17 protein-coding genes are annotated in these 17,130 nt (G+C 64.3%); 7 read left to right on the top strand and 10 right to left on the bottom strand.

What is annotated here, in order from left to right; genetic code table 11:
- Position 1 precedes the first annotated feature (1 nt).
- The 5 genes from AC0L28_RS07375 to bcoG are packed head-to-tail and all read right to left on the bottom strand — an operon-like array spanning position 2 to position 5,882.
- On the bottom strand, positions 2–2,071 hold the full coding sequence (locus AC0L28_RS07375) for an acetate--CoA ligase family protein (protein WP_287226653.1): 2,070 nt from the start codon (positions 2,069–2,071) through the stop codon (positions 2–4).
- A gap of 3 nt (positions 2,072–2,074) precedes the next feature.
- Complete coding sequence (locus AC0L28_RS07370) at positions 2,075–3,238, bottom strand: acyl-CoA dehydrogenase family protein (protein WP_287226656.1); 1,164 nt, start codon at positions 3,236–3,238, stop codon at positions 2,075–2,077.
- A 4-nt stretch (positions 3,239–3,242) separates the two neighbouring features.
- Complete coding sequence (locus AC0L28_RS07365; RefSeq protein WP_128182507.1) at positions 3,243–4,316, bottom strand: 3-hydroxyacyl-CoA dehydrogenase NAD-binding domain-containing protein; 1,074 nt, start codon at positions 4,314–4,316, stop codon at positions 3,243–3,245.
- Positions 4,313–4,942 carry an HD domain-containing protein gene (locus tag AC0L28_RS07360; protein WP_287226659.1) on the bottom strand — a complete coding sequence of 210 codons (630 nt, stop codon included), beginning with the start codon at positions 4,940–4,942 and terminating at the stop codon, positions 4,313–4,315. Before AC0L28_RS07360 ends, AC0L28_RS07365 begins: the two co-directional genes overlap by 4 nt.
- 28 nt (positions 4,943–4,970) lie before the next feature.
- Complete coding sequence (gene bcoG, locus AC0L28_RS07355) at positions 4,971–5,882, bottom strand: 3-dehydrocarnitine:acetyl-CoA trimethylamine transferase BcoG (RefSeq protein WP_023796869.1); 912 nt, start codon at positions 5,880–5,882, stop codon at positions 4,971–4,973.
- A 111-nt stretch (positions 5,883–5,993) separates the two neighbouring features.
- On the opposite strand from bcoG, the gene AC0L28_RS07350 reads away from it, so the two are divergent.
- Positions 5,994–6,974, top strand: coding sequence for a GlxA family transcriptional regulator (locus tag AC0L28_RS07350; RefSeq protein WP_287226662.1), 981 nt, complete (start codon positions 5,994–5,996; stop codon positions 6,972–6,974).
- Positions 6,975–6,980: 6 nt separating this feature from the next.
- On the opposite strand, the gene AC0L28_RS07345 is transcribed toward AC0L28_RS07350, so the two are convergent.
- Entirely contained in the window at positions 6,981–7,190 is a 210-nt protein-coding gene (locus tag AC0L28_RS07345) for a hypothetical protein (protein WP_027152003.1), read from the bottom strand.
- A 186-nt stretch (positions 7,191–7,376) separates the two neighbouring features.
- A complete protein-coding gene (gene xylA, locus AC0L28_RS07340; protein ID WP_287063975.1) occupies positions 7,377–8,702 on the bottom strand; it encodes a xylose isomerase in 1,326 nt (441 codons plus the stop codon).
- Positions 8,703–8,815: 113 nt separating this feature from the next.
- Here xylA and AC0L28_RS07335 point away from each other — a divergent pair, with 113 nt between their 5' ends.
- Positions 8,816–9,178 carry a nuclear transport factor 2 family protein gene (locus tag AC0L28_RS07335; protein ID WP_027152001.1) on the top strand — a complete coding sequence of 121 codons (363 nt, stop codon included), beginning with the start codon at positions 8,816–8,818 and terminating at the stop codon, positions 9,176–9,178.
- A gap of 35 nt (positions 9,179–9,213) precedes the next feature.
- On the opposite strand, the gene xylB is transcribed toward AC0L28_RS07335, so the two are convergent.
- The 3 genes from xylB to AC0L28_RS07320 form a co-directional block, all read right to left on the bottom strand.
- Positions 9,214–10,668 carry a xylulokinase gene (gene xylB, locus AC0L28_RS07330; RefSeq protein WP_287226666.1) on the bottom strand — a complete coding sequence of 485 codons (1,455 nt, stop codon included), beginning with the start codon at positions 10,666–10,668 and terminating at the stop codon, positions 9,214–9,216.
- An 82-nt stretch (positions 10,669–10,750) separates the two neighbouring features.
- The gene (locus tag AC0L28_RS07325) at positions 10,751–12,073 is read right to left on the bottom strand and encodes a tetratricopeptide repeat protein (protein WP_287063969.1); all 1,323 of its coding nucleotides are present in this window, start codon (positions 12,071–12,073) and stop codon (positions 10,751–10,753) included.
- A 9-nt stretch (positions 12,074–12,082) separates the two neighbouring features.
- Positions 12,083–12,706: a LysE family translocator gene (locus AC0L28_RS07320; protein WP_287063966.1), complete on the bottom strand. Its 624-nt coding sequence runs from the start codon at positions 12,704–12,706 to the stop codon at positions 12,083–12,085.
- 188 nt (positions 12,707–12,894) lie between these two features.
- On the opposite strand from AC0L28_RS07320, the gene AC0L28_RS07315 reads away from it, so the two are divergent.
- The 5 genes from AC0L28_RS07315 (at position 12,895) to AC0L28_RS07295 (ending at position 17,123) form a co-directional block, all read left to right on the top strand.
- Entirely contained in the window at positions 12,895–13,662 is a 768-nt protein-coding gene (locus AC0L28_RS07315) for a L,D-transpeptidase (RefSeq protein ID WP_027151997.1), read from the top strand.
- Positions 13,663–13,781: 119 nt separating this feature from the next.
- A complete protein-coding gene (locus tag AC0L28_RS07310) occupies positions 13,782–14,948 on the top strand; it encodes a diphosphate--fructose-6-phosphate 1-phosphotransferase (RefSeq protein WP_287051528.1) in 1,167 nt (388 codons plus the stop codon).
- 16 nt (positions 14,949–14,964) lie between these two features.
- Positions 14,965–15,684, top strand: a complete 720-nt coding sequence (locus AC0L28_RS07305; RefSeq protein ID WP_236377940.1) for an MBL fold metallo-hydrolase — start codon at positions 14,965–14,967, stop codon at positions 15,682–15,684.
- 84 nt (positions 15,685–15,768) lie between these two features.
- A complete protein-coding gene (locus AC0L28_RS07300; RefSeq protein WP_287051530.1) occupies positions 15,769–16,380 on the top strand; it encodes a molybdopterin-dependent oxidoreductase in 612 nt (203 codons plus the stop codon).
- Positions 16,377–17,123, top strand: a complete 747-nt coding sequence (locus tag AC0L28_RS07295; RefSeq protein WP_287226675.1) for an FAD-binding oxidoreductase — start codon at positions 16,377–16,379, stop codon at positions 17,121–17,123. Before AC0L28_RS07300 ends, AC0L28_RS07295 begins: the two co-directional genes overlap by 4 nt.
- The last annotated feature ends 7 nt before the right edge of the window (positions 17,124–17,130 follow it).

Below are 17,130 nucleotides of genomic sequence, written 5' to 3'. Positions count from 1 at the left end.
TCTAGTTTTCTCCAAGCACCAGCAGCGCGTCGGCGATCCAGGCGCCTTTGCCTTGCGCGCAGACGATCAGCGGGTTGATGTCGAGCTCCTCGATCTCGCCGGCATTTTTCTGCACGAAGGCGGCGATGCCTGATATCGCCTCGATGGCCGCCGCGAGATCGGCCTTGGGCCGGCCGCGATAGCCTTCGAGCAGCGGGAACAATTTGAGCCGGCGCAATGCCGCCTCGATGTCGTCGCGGGTCGCCGGCAGCATCAGCGTGACGCTGTCGCGCAGCAGCTCGACCAGCACACCACCGGTGCCCAGCGTCATCACCGCGCCGAACATCGGGTCACGGGTGAAGCCGACGAGCAGTTCGGCGACGCCGTCGCGCACCATGCGCTCGACATAGAGGCCGGTGCCGAGCGCATCGAGATCATGGGCGGCCGTGCTGACGGATTCGGCGTCCCTGAGGTTGAGCCGAACCGCGTCAAGCTCGGATTTGTGGGTGACGCCCAAAGCCTTCAGCGCAACCGGAAAACCGAGCGCCATCGAGGAGATGACCGCCTCGACCGCATTGCCGGCGCGTTCACCGCTCGGCACGGGGAGCCCGGCCTCGATCAGCCGCGCTTTCGCCTCGGCCTCATCAGGCGTGACATGGTCGCCGGCCGGCGCCCCGGAAGCGGAGGTGTCGATCGGCTGCGCCTGCGGCTCGCGCCAGGCCCAGCCGATGAAGGCGGCCGCCTGGGCGGCGTCCATGGCTTCGGAAATGCCGAACAACGGCACCATGCCGCGTCCCATCAGCCCGGCGGTGTATTCCTCGGGCAGGTTTTCCGGCAGCGAGGAGACGATCGCGCCCTGCGCCTTGTTGGTCTTCAGCGCCGATTCGAAGGCGCGCAGCGTCGTCCACCAGTCGGTGTCGGAGCAGCGGTCGGGGCGCGGGAAATCGAGCACCAGCATGTTGAGGTCGAAGCCGCCCGACACCATGGCGGTGAAGGTGGCGGTCATCGCCGGCTCGTTGTTCCAGATGAAGGTGTGGTAGTCGAGCGGGTTGGCCACCGCAACCAGCGGCCCGAGCGTCGATTTGACGTGGGCGCGGTGGGTGTCGGTCAGCGCCGGGAAATTTACCCAGCGGCCTTCGGCGCTGTCGGCCATGACAGACGCTTCGCCGCCCGAACAGCTCATCGACGACAGCCGGTAGCCGGGCAGGGGGCCGGTGACGTGCAGCAGCTTGAGCGCCTCGATGAAGGCAGGGATGGAATCGACGCGGGCGATGCCGAGCCGCTTCAGGAAGGCGCCCGAGGCAGCGTCCGAGCCGGCCAGCGACGCGGTATGCGACACCGTTGCTTGCCGCGCCTGCTCGGAGCGGCCAACTTTCATGGCGATGATCGGTTTCTTCAGCTCTCGCGCCCGCGCGGCCAGCCTTTCGAAGCCGGCTACCGAATCGAACGCCTCGATATGCAGGCCGAGCGAAGTGACCCGATCGTCCTCGATCAGGCCGAGCGCCATTTCCGAAAGGCCGGTCTGTGCCTGGTTGCCGGCGGTCATCAGAAAGGCGATCGGCAGGCCGCGCTTCTGCATCGTCATGTTGATGGCGATGTTCGACGACTGGGTGATGATGGCGACCCCGCGGCCACCCTCGGCCAGCCTGATGCCGCCATGCTGGTCGGGCCATAAAAGCGCACCGTCGGCATAATTGATCAGGCCGTAGCAGTTCGGCCCGATGATCGGCATCTGGCCCGCCGCAGCGACCAGTTCCGCCTGCAATCGCTCGCCATGCTCGTCATAAGCCTCGGTCTCGAGAAAGCCGGCGGCAAAGCAGACGGCGCCGCCTGCGCCGCGTTCGGCCAGCGCCTTGACCACCTCGATGGTCAAATGCCGGTTGACGCCGACAAACGCGGCGTCGGGCGCGCCGGGCAGGTCGGCCACCGAGCGGTAGGCCTTGCGGCCGGCGACTTCATCCTTGGTTGGGTGCATCGGCCAGATCGCGCCGGCAAAGCCCATCTTGATCGACTGCGCGACGACTGCGGCGGCCTGCGCGCCGCCGAACACGGCGATCGTTCGCGGGCGCAAGAGGCGCTCAAGTTTGTGCATTTATCAGCCCCCGAACGGGCGCAGCAGCGCCCGTGAAATGATGTGGCGCTGGATTTCCGACGTGCCTTCCCAGATGCGCTCGACACGGGCGTCGCGCCAGATGCGCTCCAGCGGCAGATCATCCATCAGCCCCATGCCGCCATGGATCTGGATCGCCTCGTCGGCGACGAAGGCAAGCATTTCGGTGGCCTTCAGCTTGGCCATGGCCATGTCCTGATCGGTGACGGTGCCCTGATCGTACTTCCAGCCGGCTTCGAACACCATCAGGTCGGCCGCTTTCAGTTCGGTCGCCATATCGGCAAGCTTGAATGAAACGCCCTGGAACTTGCCGATCTGCTGGCCGAACTGCTGGCGCTGCGCGGCGTATTCGATCGCATGGCCAAGCGCCCGCTCGGCCCGGCCGAGACAGGTGGCGCCGACCTGCAGGCGGGTTGCACCAAGCCATGAATTGGCGACGTCAAAACCCTTGTGGACCTCGCCCAGAACCTGGGCTCCGGGCAGCCGGCAATCGTCGAATTCGAGGATGGCGTTGGTGTAACCGCGATGCGAGACGTTGCGGTAGCCGTCACGCACCGTAAAACCCTTGGTGCCCTTGTCGACGAAGAAGGCGGTGATCTTCTTGCGTTTTCCACGCGGCGTCTCCTCTTCGCCCGAAGCCATGAAGACGATGGCGAAATCGGCAAGATCGGCATGGCTGATGAAGTGTTTGGTGCCGTTCAGCACCCAGTCGTCGCCATCCTGCACGGCGGTCGCCTTCATGCCGCGCAGATCGGAGCCGGCACCCGGCTCGGTCATCGCCAGGCAATCCCATTTCTCGCCGCGAATGCAGGGATAGAGATACTTTTCGCGCTGCTCCGGCGTGCCGGCCAAGAGGATGTTGGACGGCCGCGCCACGCAGGTCCAGTGCAGTGCGTAATTGGCGCGGCCGAGCTCCTTCTCGTAAAGCAGCCAGGTCACCGTATCGAGGCCGGCGCCACCGACCTCCGCAGGCATGTTGGCTGCATAGAGCCCGGCTTCGATCGCCTTGGCCTTGATCTCCTCGATCAGCTCGCGGCGCAGCACGCCGGTGCGCTCGACCTCGCGCTCATGCGGGTAAAGCTCGTTCTCGACGAAGGTGCGCGTCGTCTCGACGATCAGTTTCTGTTCCTCGGAGAGGCCAAAATCCATGGTCTCAGCCTTTCTTCTTTTTCTTCGGCTTTTCGGCCTTGGCCTTCTCGGCCGCCTTGGAGGCGGTGGGCTTCTTCGCCGCAAGCTTGGCGAGCTGCTTGGTATAGTCCTTGTGCAAGGCGCCGGCGCCCCAGCCCCTGCCTTTGTTCTGCTTCGACAGCGCATCCATGATGGCGACCAGATTGTCGTCGCGGATCTTTTCGAGCTCGCGGATCGACAGGCCATCCGCCTGATCGTCCGACTGCGTGGCGATCAGGTCGACCAGTTCGTCGTTGAACTCCGGCACATCCATCAGCTTGGTCCACGGCCATTTCAGGCACGGCCCGAACTGCGCCATGAAATGGCGCATGCCGGCCTCGCCGCCGGCGACGCGGTAGACCTGGAACATGCCCATCTGCGCCCAGCGCAGGCCGAAGCCATAGCGCATGATGTCGTCGAGTTCCTCGACCGTGCAGATGCCGTCCTTGATCAGCCACAGCGCCTCGCGCCATGCCGCCTCCAGCAGGCGGTCGCCGACGAACGCCTCGATCTCCTTGCGGATCACCACCGGTTTCATGCCGATCGAGGCGTACATCTCCTTGGCGACCTCGATCGCCTCGGGAAAGGTCTGCTCGCCGCCGACGATCTCGACCAGCGGTAGCAAATAGACCGGGTTGAATGGATGGCCGACGACCAGCCGTTCCGGATGCTTCTTCATCGCCACCTGCATGTCGGTCGGCTTGATGCCGGAGGTCGAGGAGCCGACGATCGCATTGGCCGGCGCATAGAGGTCGATCTCGGCCAGCACGCGGTGTTTCAGGTCGAGCCGTTCCGGCACGCTTTCCTGGATGAAATCGGCATCGGCGACGGCGTCGGCAATGGTCTTGGCAAAGGTCAATTTGCCTTCTTTTGGCAGGCCGTCGGGCAGCATCTGCTTGTAGGCGCGGCGCGCGCCTTTCATCACTTCGCCGACCTTGCGCGCGGCTTCGGGGTCGGGATCGAAAATCGACACGTCGATACCGTTCAAGAGCAGCCGCGCCACCCAGCCGGCGCCGATGACGCCGCCGCCGATTGCAGCTGCCTTGGTGATGATGCTCATGCGGAGGCTCCGGTTCTTGTCCTGGCTTTTTCCAGGTCGATGAGAGGCACGCGCTCGCCGGCGCGGATCACGGTGGGGTCATAGGCCCTGCGCGCAAACACCTCGAGCACGAAGGGCCGGAAGAAGTCGATCGGCAACGTCTCGTAGTCGGGGTCGAAGCTCGACTGGTCCCAGCGCTCACAGAACTGGTCGCAATCGTCGAAATAGAGGTGGCCGGCGAAACGGTCGCGCGCATGCGGATTGCCGCCGAGATGGTGGGCGTAATAGAGGCGCTGGAAGTCGCCGTGCTTTTCCACAACCCAGGTGCACTGCTCGCGCACGAAAGGTTTTAGGACCGAAGCTGCATATTCGTCGTGATTGTACGGTGCGTAGACGTCGCCGATGTCGTGCAGCAGGGCGCAGACGATCCAGTCGGTGTCGGCGCCGTCGCGCCATGCGCGCGTCGCCGCCTGCAGCGAATGGCCGAGCCGGGTGATCTTGTAGCCGGACAGGCCTTCGTCGAGTTGGACAAGCGCGTCAAGCAGCCGTTCGCCGGTCTTCGCCGCATAGTCGATCTCGTGCTCGGTGAGGAACGCGTAATCGTCGCGGTCGCCATCCTTCATTGCGGTGAATTTCACGGTCTTCATCGGCGGCTCCTCCCTACCGATTGCTTGTTCAAAGCGGCGCGCGCTTTGTCAAATTGAGCTTCTTGCGCACTTCATCGGGGCCGATGACCCTTGCGCCCATGTTCGACACGATGCTGACCGCCCGCTCGACCAGCTGCGCATTGGTTGCCAGCACGCCCTTGTCGAGCCAGAGATTGTCCTCGAGCCCGACGCGGACATTGCCGCCGGCCAGCACCGCGGCGGCGGCATAGGCCATCTGGTTGCGGCCGATGGAGAACGCCGACCAGGTCCAACCCGACGGCACATTGTTGACCATCGCCATAAAAGTGTTGAGATCGTCCGGCGCGCCCCATGGCACGCCCATGCACAATTGCACGAGAGCATCCGGGTCCAGCACCTTTTCCTCGACCAGTTGCTTGGCAAACCACAGATGGCCGGTGTCGAAGGCCTCGATCTCCGGCTTGACGCCAAGCGCCGTCATCATGCCGCCCATGGCGCGCAGCATGCCTGGCGTGTTGGTCATGACATAGTCGGCCTCGGCGAAATTCATGGTGCCGCAGTCGAGCGTGCATATCTCCGGCAGGCACTGGCGCACATGTTCTACGCGGTTGGTGGCGCCGCCCATATCGGTGGCTTTCTCGTTCAGCGGCAGCGGGTTTTCCGGCGAGCCGAACACCATGTCGCCGCCCATGCCGGCGGTCAGGTTCAGCACCACGTCGACGTCTGCCGCACGGATGCGCTCGGTCACTTCGCGATAAAGCTGCACGTCACGGCGCGGCCTGCCGGTTTCGGGGTCGCGCACATGGCAGTGGACGATCGCCGCACCCGCCTTTGCCGCGTCGATGGCCGAATCGGCGATCTGCTTGGGCGAGCGCGGCACATGCGGGCTGCGGTCTTGCGAGCTGCCGGACCCGGTTATGGCACAGGTAATGAAGACCTCACGGTTCATCGCAAGCGGCATCGACTTTTCTCCCAATCAGCACAGATGGTCCCGATCAAACATGGGCCCAATCGAACAGATGGCAACAATGCCTGACTTGCCGGAAACTGTTTTGCATTTTACGAAGTGCGTATGATGAAAAACGAAAAGTCGTCGATCTTTCGCGCCGAACGGTTGCCGCTCAAGGTGACGGTGCTGGTGTTTTCCGGGTCGTCGATCATGTGCGTGGCCTCGGCCGTCGATCCGCTGCGCGCCGCCAACCGTATTGCCGGCGAGACGCTGTTCGATTTCAGGCTGGTTTCGGTGACCGGCGAAGCGCCGGTCACCACATGCGGCCTGCCGGTTGCGGTCAGCGGCCGCTTCGATGCGGCGGATACGACGGATGTGCTTGTCGTCGTCGCCGGTTTCGGCACGCAGAACTATGCCACGTCGGCCCTGCTTGCCGGCCTGCGCCGAGCGGGGCGCGCCGCACGCGCCTGCGGCGGCGTCGAAGCCGGTACTTGGCTGGTCGCCCGCGCCGGCCTGCTGGAAGGGCGCAGCGCCACCACCCATTGGGAGGACATGGAGGATTTTTCCTCGGCCTTTCCCGATGTCGACGTCCGCCCCGACCGCTACGTCATCGACGGGCCGGTCTTCACCTCCGGTGGCGCTTCGCCGACCTTCGACCTGATGCTGCATCTGATCCGCACGCGGCTCGGCATGGCCGTTGCGCTCGATGTGGCAAGTGTTTTCATCTACGACCAGGCACGCGCCGCGACCGACGCGCAGCCTTTGGTCTCGCTCGGCCGCCTCGACGGCTACGATCCGCGGCTTGCGCAAGCCATCCGGCTGATGGAAACCCATGTCGACCAGCCCCTGACCATTGCCGCGGTGGCAAAGCGCGCCGGGGTGACGGCACGAACGCTGGAGAGCATCTTTCGCAAGTCGATCGGCGAGACGCCGGGCGCCTATTATCTCAGGCTGCGGCTGGGTGCAGCGCGCCGGCTGGTGGTCGACACGCGCGTGGCCATGGCCGATATTGCCGGGCGAACGGGGTTCTCGTCCGCCGCGGCATTTTCCAGAGCGTTTTCAAGAGCTTTCGGCGAAGCGCCGGTCAGGCTGCGCAGGAGATAGTCGGGATCAGGCAGCGTCCTGGCGGTCGCTTTTGCCGTCGATATGCGAGCGCATCTGTCTCGCAAGGTGGGTCTCGAAGCGGCTGGCGACCGCGCGATCCCATTCGTTTGCACCGCGCGCGCCATCCTTCGGATGCGGCAGTGCCATCAGCCGGTCGATGATCGATCCGGCCTCGCCAGATGAGAGCAGGGCGTCGATTTCGCGTTCGTGCTGCATATCGTTTCGCCTCCTTCTTTCTGTTCCCGCCACGAACCACATATACTAGATTCGTGACGGCTGTTTGAAGGCAAGAGCGAGGCGATTGAGGGGCGGTGCGAGGCAAAACCTTGTCGTCGGTTCCGCCCTCGCGGCAAAGCTGTTCCGGGCCGGCGGGTCGGTCAACAGACCCGCCGGTGCGGCACCTCAGACGTACCGGTTGACGATATTCTCAAGCAGTTCCTGGCGGCCGGATCTCGGCTGCGGCTCGATCTTCTTCTTGACGACGCGCTCGGTGATCTCCTCCAGCGTCCGCTTGCCGGCAAGCATCGCCTTGGCCTCGGCCGAGTTCCAGCCGGCATAGCGCTCGGCCAACGGTCCCGACAGCGCCTTGTCCCCGACCATACGAGCGGCGGCCTTGAGGCCGCGTGCACAGCAATCCATGCCGCCGATATGGCCAATCAGCAGATCCTGCGGATCGAGCGACTGTCGCCTAAGCTTGGCGTCGAAATTGGTGCCGCCGGACTTGAAGCCACCGGCCTGCAGAACCTGGTAATAGGCCAATGCCATCTCCGGCACATTGTTGGGGAACTGGTCGGTGTCCCAGCCCGACTGGTAGTCGTTGCGGTTCATGTCGATCGAGCCGAAGATGCCGAGCGCATTGGCCAGCGCCAGTTCATGCTCGAAGGAATGGCCGGCCAGGATCGCATGGCCCTGCTCGATGTTGAGTTTGACCTCCTTCTCCAGCCCGAAGCGCTTCAGGAAGCCGTAGACCGTGGCGACATCATAGTCGTACTGGTGCTTTGTCGGCTCCTGCGGCTTCGGCTCGATCAGGATGGTGCCCTTGAAGCCGATCCGGTGCTTGTAGTCGACGACCAGGTTGAGGAAGCGGCCGGCCTGTTCCTGTTCGCGGGAAAGGTCGGTGTTGAGCAGCGTCTCATAGCCCTCGCGGCCGCCCCACAGCACATAATTCTCGCCCTTCAGCCGCTTGGTGACGTCGATGCAGTGTTTGACCGTCGCTGCCGCATAGGCAAAGACGTCCGGGTCGGGATTGGTGGCGGCTCCCGCCATGAAGCGGCGATTGGAGAACAGGTTGGCCGTGCCCCAAAGCAGCTTGACCCCGGTCTTCTTCATCTTCGCCGCAAAATAGTCTGATATCTCGTCGAGCCGCGCGGCACTTTCAGAAAAGTCTTTTCCCTCCGGCCGCACATCGGCATCGTGGAAGCAGAAATAGGGAACACCCAGCAGCGAAAACATGTCGAAGGCGACATCGGCCTTGAGCTTGGCCAGTTCCATCGTGTCGGTGCCACCGGCCTCGGCGAACCACGGCCGCTCAAAGGTCTGGCCGCCGAACGGATCGCCGCCCGGCCAGGCGAAGGAATGCCAATAGGCGACGGCAAAGCGCAAATGGTCTTCCAGCCGCTTGCCGGCGACAATTTCATCGGGATTGTAGAACCGGTAGGCCAGCGGATTGGTCGAATCCGGCCCCTCGTATTTGATCTTCTGGATGTCGCCGAAAAAGCCGCTGGTCATGTCTGTCTGTCCTCTCGCAGGGTTCGGTCCTGATTACCTCAGGCGTAATTGGTTTCGCGCTGGCGCTGGATGAAAAGGGTCATGTCAAAGCCAATCAACAACGGAGACAAACCATGACCGACCTCAACACGATCGCCGAAAACTACATCGCCGCCTGGAACGAAAGCGATGCCGCGCGCCGGCAAGCCTTGCTCAAGGCGGCTTTCACCGATGACGTCAGCTACCGCGATCCGATCATGCAGGGAGACGGCCACAATGGCCTCGCCGCACTGATCGATGGTGTCCAAAAACGTTTTGCCGGCTTCCGGTTCTCGCTGAAGGGCAAGCCGGACGGGTTTGGCGACACGATCCGCTTCTCGTGGAATCTCGGGCCGGAAGGCACTGATTCCGTCATCGAAGGCACCGACATTGGCGTCGTCGAGAATGGCCGCCTGAAAAACGTCACCGGATTTCTCGACAAGGTCCCGGCACAGTGAGGAAACCTCGGGCCGCGGCGGGGGTGGGAAACCACTCACGCCGTGGCCGCCTTGATAGCCGGGTAAAGCAAGCGGTAACGCTGATAGGCATCTGCATAAGCGTTGCTTAGCGCGGCGACCGGCTCGATTGTGGCATCGGTGGCCGGCGCCGTGCACACTCTGAGCGGATCGGCGCCCGTCGCCGCGATCAGGCCAAGCCTCGCTGCACCGAAGGCGGCGCCGAAATCGCCGTCGGCGGGAATGTCGACGGGCAGGCCGAGCGCGGTGGCGATTGCCTTTAGCCAGTAGTGCGAGCGCGAGCCGCCGCCGATCGCCGTCACCCGCGTCAGCGTCGTGCCGGCCTTGGCCAGGGCTTCGAGACTGTCGCGGAAGGCGAAAGCCACGCCCTCCAGCACGGCCTGGGTCAACACGGCGCGGCTCGATTCATGCGCAAGCCCGGTAAATGAGCCGCGAATGGCCGAATCATTGTGCGGCGTGCGCTCGCCCGAGAGATAGGGCAGGAAGGACACGCCAGTCGGCGCCTTCAGCGTATCGCCGAGCTCGGCGGTCAGCTCGCCGGCGCCTTTGCCTGAAATCTCGGACAGCCAGTTGAGCGAATCGGTTGCCGACAGGATGACGCCCATCTGGTGCCAGGTGTCAGGCAGCGCGTGGCAGAATGTGTGCACCGCGCTTTCCGGGTTGGGCAGATAGGACGCATTGGCGGCAAACAGCACGCCTGACGTGCCAAGCGAGACAAAGGCCTGGCCGGCGGCGACCGTGCCCATGCCGCAAGCCGACGCCGCATTGTCGCCGGCGCCACCAGCGATCGGGATGCCCGCCTGCATCCCCCATTTCGAGGCCAGTTCGCTGCGCAACGCGCCGGCCTTCTCAGTGCCTTCGACCAGTGACGGCATCTGCTTCTCGTCAAGCGACGTGGCGGAAAGCAGGTCGGATGACCAGTCTCGCTTGCCGACATCGAGCCAAGAGGTGCCGGCCGAGTCCGACATCTCCGAAATATGCTCGCCGGTGAGCCAGAGCCGCAGGAAATCCTTCGGCAGCAAGACCTTTGCCAGTTTGGCGAAAATATCCGGCTCATTGTTTCTCACCCAGACCAGCTTTGGCGCGGTGAAACCGGGAAAGACGATGTTGCCGGTCAGCTTGCGAAATCGCGGGTCGGCGTCGAGCTTGGCGGCCTCGGCATGGCTGCGCGTGTCGTTCCACAGGATGCAGGGGCGCAGCACCTGGTCGCCGGCATCGAGCAATGTAGCGCCATGCATCTGGCCGGAGAGGCCGATGCCCTTCACGGCGGCGAGCTGTTCTGGATGAGAAACCTTGAGCTCGGCGATCGCTTCCTCGCAGGCGCGGATCCACTCGGCGGGGTTCTGCTCCGACCAGCCGGGGTGCGGCCGCGACACGTCGAGCGACGCGTGGCCGGAGCCGATGATGCTCTGCCCGGCATCGATCAACAGCGCCTTGACGCCCGACGTGCCCAGATCGAGGCCGAGATACATGGTGTCCTCCCATTGCCATTAATTTTTTCGGATCTCGAAAAAATCTGACTTGGCAGTTTTTTAAGACAAGATCCGCCTCCGGTCAATTCTCCGACAAATCGGCAGCCCGCCGCGAAAGCAGCGCCGACAGCGGGCTGTCGGGCCGCGCCAGCGCGCGTTCCGCGGCAAGTGCCCTTGCCAATGCACGGTCGCCCGACCGCAGCGCAGCCTCGATCAGGGTCAGGTCGATGACGTCGCGCTGCGCGTGGCTGCCGCCGAAGCGGTGGGCGATCGCCCGGATGGGCCGGATCAGGCGGACCGTCTCGGCATAATTGCCGTCGCCGAACGCCTTGATGGCGAGCGTCAGGGGATGGCCGACATCCCGGGTAAAGGCGGCGTTGTCGTCGTTGGCGTGCATGGCCTCGTGCTGCGCCTCGAGCAAGGTGCGAGCCGGCGTCTCTTGGCCGGCGCCGACGAGGGCCATCATTGCGTGGGCATCGTTGAAGGCATAGTTGCCGGCGCTGGCCTTGGCCCAGTTGGCGGCGAGTGCCGCCCAGCGGCCGCCGACATCGACGCCGCCGAGATGCAGCCGCCACAGGATAGACGAAGCATCGACCATGTTGAGCGCCAGCGTCGAGCGTTCGCCGTAGATTGGGCCGTCATAGAGCGCCAACGCCTCGTCGGTCTCGCCGAGATCGTAGTGGAACAGCGCCAGATGCCACCAATTATGCACTTTCAGGAAGCTTTCACGCGTCCACGCGTCGGGGTTGGCGCGCATCCAAGCGATGCCATCCCTTTGCCGGCTCTGCATTTCCATGACATGGGCGACGGCGTGCTGCGCCCAGCCGTCGCGCGGCTCGATGTCGACTGCCATGCGGCCAAGCTTTTCGGCGCGCGCATAGTCGCCCATTTCCTCCAGCCCGAACGCCTGCATGCCGAGTATGGCGTGGTAGCCCGGCATGCCGCTCTGCCACGACGGCAGCGCGCGGCCGATGCGGTCGCGCAGCATGCGGGCATTGCCGGTGAAGAAATCGATCTGGTGCCCGGTCTGCAGCGCCAGCGCATCGAGCGGAAACTCGATGGCGATATCCTCGAGCAGACGAGCGGCTTCATGCCAGCGTCCTGCGGCAAGATGGCCAAGTGCTGCGACATGCGCCTGCTCGCGCGGCGTGGCGGCAAGCGGCAGTGCCGCCTCGTGGCATGTCCTGGCCACGGCTGCCGCCTCGCGCTCGGTGGCGAGGCCGAAGAGATAGCCCTTGAACACATGCGCCATGACGAAGCCGGGATCCTCGGCGATGGCGCGATCGACCGAGCCGACCGGGTCGCCGATGAAGCATTGCAGTTCGCGCACGGCCTGGCTGTAAGGCGAGAACCCGGCCTCCGTCGCGCCAGAAAATGTCAGCCCGAATGCGTCCCTGACTGCCACGTCATGTCCTCAATTGCCCGAGCGCATCGCCACTGTGGCGATGCCGGCGCCGACCAGCAGCGTGCCGCCGGTGCGGTTGAAGATGCGGATCGCCTTCGGGTTGCGAACGACGTTGCGTGCCCTTGCGGCGATCAGCGCGTAACCGAAGGCATTGGCGAAGGCGAGCGCCAGGAAAGTCGTCTCGAAGATCACCATCTGCGTCCAGAAATCGGCATGCCGGTCGAGGAACTGCGGCAGGAAGGCGACGAAGAAGGTGATGCTTTTCGGATTGAGCGCGGTGACGAGCCAGGCATGCGCCATCATCTTGGCCGAGGACACCGCGTCCAGGCGCGGCTCGGCCTTGAGCGTGCCGCCGGCGCGAAACAGCTTTATGCCGAGATAGATCAGATAGCCGGCGCCGACCACCTTCAGCACCGTGAACACGGTGGCCGACGCCGCCAGCAGCGCGCCGATGCCCAGCATCGACAGCGTCATCGCCGTAAAATCGCCAAATGCCACGCCAACCGCCATCGGCAGCGCGGTGCGCCAGCCCTGGCCGAGCGCATAGGATACGACCAGAAGGATGGTCGGGCCGGGAATGACAAGAAGGATCGTCGAGGCGGCGGCAAAGGCGGCCCAGTTTTCGAAGGACATGTTCGTCTCCTTGAGCTCAAAGAAGAGGATAAATCCTTGGGCTCACAAAGATGTAAAGGGGCAAAAATCGAAAATGCCCCTGGTTAACATCAGGCGACGGTTCTTCACGCTTTTTCAACCATGATTGGTGAAAATGCACTCTATCCGGCCGGACCGTGTTTCCCGCCGACAGCGTAGGGTTTGGGTAGATGCGCGAGTTGCCGCAAGGTCTGACGCCGCCGCACAATGGCGACGAAATCGAAATTTCCGAAATCCAGCTTTCCCGCCGCGCAGTGTTGTCCGGCGCCGGTGCGCTGGGGCTGCTCGGCGTCGCCGGCTGCAGCCAGACGCTCGACCTGTCGGCGCTGCAACTCGACGGCGTCACCACCGGCGCGATCACCCCTGTCCGCCCGAGCATCAGCGTCGACAAGAACATCACCAGCCCTGGTGTGATGTATGCCTCCGTCACCGACGGCGGCTTCACGCTGCCGGAAGTGCCCTACCTCAAGGTCAAGCCGGAGTTCCGCCGCCAGATCGTCGTCGACCCGACTGGCGAGCAGCCCGGCACCATCGTCGTCCATTCGCAGGAGCGGCTGCTCTACTTGGTGCAGCCCGGCGGTGACGCTATCCGTTACGGCGTCGGTATCGGCAAGGAAGGCTTTCGCTGGTCCGGCCGCGCCAACATCCAGTACGGCAAGGAATGGCCGACCTGGAGGCCGCCGGCCGAGATGATCGCCCGCAAGCCGGAACTGGTGAAATGGCAGGCCGGGCAGCCCGGCGGCCTCGACAACCCGCTCGGCGCGCGTGCGCTGTACATCTACCAGAACGGCCAGGACACCGGCTACCGCATCCACGGTTCGCCCGAATGGTGGAGCATCGGCCAGGCGATGTCGTCGGGCTGCGTTCGCCTGATCAACCAGGACATCATCGACCTCTACAGCCGCGTCTCCAGGAAGAACCCGGTCGTCGTCGTCTGACCCTCCCGGTCATCGTCTGAACTCGAGGCGGCTGACGCGGCCGCTCGACTCTCCCGTTGCGCGATCTCGCAAGACAGGCGAATGTGACTTGCAAAGCCACTGCTCGGGAGACGTGAAGCATGTCCGGAACTTTTGTCATCGCGCAAGGCGGCGGCCCGACCGCCGTCATCAACCAGACGGTGGTGGGCGCCGCGCTCGAGATCCGCAAGCGGCATCCCGGCGCCAAGGTGTTGGGCTCCATCCATGGCGTGCGCGGCATCCGCGACGGCAACTATGTCGATCTTTCGGCTATCCCTGAGGACCGGTTGCGGTTGATTGCGGCGACGCCGAGCGCCGCGCTTGGCTCGACGCGCGACAAGCCGGACGAGGCCTATTGCGAGATCATCCTCAACGGCCTGAAGAAGGCGGGCGCCGATGCCTTCATCTACATCGGCGGCAACGACACGTCCGGCACGCAGCAGATCCTGACCGACGCCGCCGGCGGCAAGATGGCTTTCGTCCATGCGCCGAAAACCATCGACAACGATCTCGAGGAGAACGACCACACGCCGGGCTTCATTTCGGCAGCCGAGTTCGTCGCCGGCGCTTTTCTCTCAGTCGACCTCGATTTCCGTGCTCTGCCGGGCATCTATGTCGGCATCGTCATGGGCCGGCACGCCGGTTTCCTCACCGCCGCCGCCGCCGCATGGCAGCTTGATCCCGACAGCGGCCCGCATCTCGTTTATGTGCCGGAGCGTCCGTTCTCGGCTGCAGCCTTCATCGACGACGTGCGCGCCACGCTCGATCGCCACAAGCGCTGCATCGTCGCAGTCTCCGAAGGCGTCAGCACCGCCGACGGCAAGGCGCTGGTCGAAAGTCTTGTCCCGCCGGACAAACTGGAGCGCGATGCGCATGGCAACGTCAAGCTGTCGGGCAGCGACCTGCCGGCCGCCCTCGAGCGCGCGCTGGCCGAAGGATTGCCGGGCAAGCGGGCGCGCGTCGATGCGCTCGGCTACATGCCGCGCGGCTATGTCGGCGCCATCAACCCCGTCGATGCGCAGGAAGCCTTCGATGCCGGCGTCTTTGCGGTCGCTGTCGCCGAACAGGGCGGCGGCTCGGTGGCACTGCAATATGACGGCGAGAAAACCGTGCTGAAGAAGGTGCCGCTGAAAAACGTTGCCGGCAAGACCCGTCACATGCCCGACGATTTCATGCTGCCGGATACCAACCAGCTCTCCGACGCAGGAATGGCCTATCTGAAGCGGCTGGTTCCCGAAAAGTACAAGGTCGGAAAGCCGTTCGTCTGATGCCGGCTTTTGCCTGATGCTTGACTGGTTCAGCAGAACAGCAGTTGACGCCGCTACAACAATGCTGACCGAGCCGTTCGTGCATGATTTCGTGCGCGCCAACATTTGGCATTTGCGCGGCCGCGACGTCGACCTGCTTGTCGACACCGGCATGGGGATTTGCCCGCTGGCGCCGGAGATCGACACACCTGATGGCAAGCCGCTGCTCGTCGTCGCCACCCACATCCACCTCGACCATGTCGGTTCGCTGCACGAATTCCCGCTGCGGGCGGGACCGAGGATGAGTGCCGCGCAATTCGACAGCATGGACGACGCCGTCACCTACGCCCACATGTTTCATGATCTCGACGGCGCCGTCTCGAAGCTGCCGGCGCCGGGCTGGAAAGCGGCCGAATACAGAATCCCGCCAGCGCCGCTGACGCGGACGCTTGACGAGGGCGATCTGGTCGACCTTGGCGACCGGCAATTCCGCGTGCTGCATCTGCCCGGCCATTCGCCGGATTCGATCGCGCTGTTCGATGAGGCCGACGGCCTGTTCTTCGCCGGCGACGCCATCTACGACGCCATGCTGATCGACGACCTGCCGGACTCCGACCGATCAGCCTATCGCCGAACAATGCAGCGGCTGCTCGATCTGCCTGTCAGCATCGGCCATGGCGGCCATGGACCAAGCTTCGACGGCAACCGGATGCGCGAGATCGCCACCGGTTATCTCAGGCGAACAGACGGCGCATAAGCCAAGAATCTGGTTGCCCGCCAGAATATCTTTGACAACATTGGTGAAGGCCGACAGGCGGCCTGATGCAAACGGATTGTCTCGATGATCACCCGCGGCTTCTCTTCAGGACGAAAGCCCCCGACGGATGCGGATGCGCGTATCCCGCCGGGGCAGTATCTCGAGCAAGGGTTTCCGGTGCTGTCGGCCGGGCCGACGCCGCGTGTGCGTACCGAGGACTGGTCGTTCACGCTCAAGCACGGACCGCGGCCGATCAAGACGTGGAACTGGACAGAGTTCAACGCGCTGCCTTTGACCAAGATGACGCGCGACATCCATTGCGTCACCGCGTGGACCAAGTTCGACACGGCGTGGCAGGGTGTGCTGGTCGACGATATTCTGGCGGATGCCGGCATCGAGCCACCGACGGCCTTCACGCTGGCGCTGTCCTTCGACGGCTATACAACCAACGTGCCGACGCAGGATCTCACTGCCGGCAAGGCGATGGTGGCGTTGCTTTACGAAGGCAGGCCGATCACGCCGGACCACGGGGGCCCGGCGCGGCTGCTGGTTCCGCATCTCTATTTCTGGAAGTCGGCCAAATGGCTGAATGGGCTGCAGTTCACCGAGCGTGACGAGCCCGGCTTCTGGGAGCTGCGCGGCTATCACATCTATGGCGACCCGTGGCGCGAGCAGCGCTATACGGGCGATCCATGAGCGACGGGCCGGCGGCGCAGTCGCCCTGGCAGACGGTGACCATCGCCCGCATCGAAAAGCGCACGCCGCGCGTCACCAGCTTTTTCCTCCAGCCGTCGCGGCCCTTCGCCTATCGTGCCGGGCAGCACGTCGATGTCAGGCTGACGGCGCCGGACGGCTATCAGGCGCGCCGCTCCTACTCCATCGCCTCGGCGCCGGAAGCCGGCGAGACGATCGAACTGGCGATCGAAAGGCTCGATGATGGCGAGGTCTCCCCCTTCTTCCACGATATCGCGGCGGTCGGCGACGAGGTCGAGTTGCGCGGACCGCTCGGCGGCCACTTCGTCTGGTCCGACAGCGACGGCGGCCCGCTTCTGCTGGTCGGCGGCGGGTCCGGCGTGGTGCCGCTGATGGCGATGATCCGCCATCGTGCCGCACGCAAATCGGTGGTGCCCGCGGCGTTGGTGTTTTCTTCAAGGGTTTGGGACGAGGTGATCTTTCGCGATGAGCTGATCGACTTCCACGATCGCCGGGACGGCTTCGATCTGGTGCTGACGCTGACCCGCGAGCCCGCCCGGCGCCCGGCGGACTATTCACGGCGGATCGACGTTGCGATGATGGAGCAATCGATGGTGCGGCTGCCCGCACCGCCAAGGTTCGCCTTTGTCTGCGGCTCGAATGCCTTCGTGTCGGCCGCCGCCCAGGCGCTGATCGATGCCGGCGTTCCGGCAAGCCTCATCCGCACCGAGCGCTACGGGGTTTAAGCTCCCC

The sequence above is a fragment of the Mesorhizobium sp. WSM4847 genome (genome assembly GCF_055811335.1).
This window is presented reverse-complemented; position numbering and strand designations above follow the sequence as displayed.